This window comes from Rhizobium sp. FKY42, from assembly GCF_005222835.1.
Lineage (GTDB): Bacteria > Pseudomonadota > Alphaproteobacteria > Rhizobiales > Rhizobiaceae > Neorhizobium.
Genome location: NZ_STGA01000051.1, coordinates 1 through 677 on the forward strand (window position 1 = coordinate 1; position 677 = coordinate 677).

General features: G+C 62.5%; 1 pseudogene. It reads left to right on the forward strand.

Annotated features, from left to right (window positions below):
- Positions 1-677: pseudogene (locus tag E8M78_RS23395) on the forward strand (type VI secretion system tip protein VgrG); the annotation flags it as partial.

A 677-nucleotide genomic window follows, 5' to 3' on the forward strand; every position in this document is an offset into this window, starting at 1 on the left:
GCCATGGCGGGCGTTCAGGCGCTGTCCGGCCAGACGGCGGGGCTGCTATCTCAGGCAGCGCAGATTGCCGGTGGCGGCGGACCGGGTATCGCCGCCTTCGCCACCTCGCTTGCTTCATCCGCACTCGGTTTCTTAAGCTCGGGCGGTCTGTCTGCCCGCGAAGGGGTCGTATCGGGTCCAAGCCCCCGGGCCGATGCAGGCACCGCACTTGCCGGTTCCGGAACCGGTGTGGGTGCCGATGCTTCCGGCCTTTTTCCGCTGCCCGGCATCATGAACACCGTCGTCTCCACCTTCAAGTCCGATAGCGTCGGCGTGGCTCGCGCCGAACAGATCGGCATCAGCAAGGTCACAAATGTCGGGCAGACCCAGGTGACCAATGTCGGCAAGGAACAGCGAACGACGGTTGGTACGACGATCCGCGTCGAGGTCGGCAAGCTTTACAACATCGTCTCGCACGAGAAGTACCACGGTGAAGCCAAGGTCTGGGAGATCTTCGCCGATGAGAAGATCCTGCTCTCCACGAAGGGCGGCTTCATCGAACTGAACAACAGCGGCATTCGCATCCACGGACTGAAGATCGACATCGAAGGCAACCAGATCAACTTCAAGAAAGGCGGCCCCGGCGAAGGCGCATCGTGCCTGCGCGAGATGGCCAAGTCTTCCACGCCGTTCGTGAG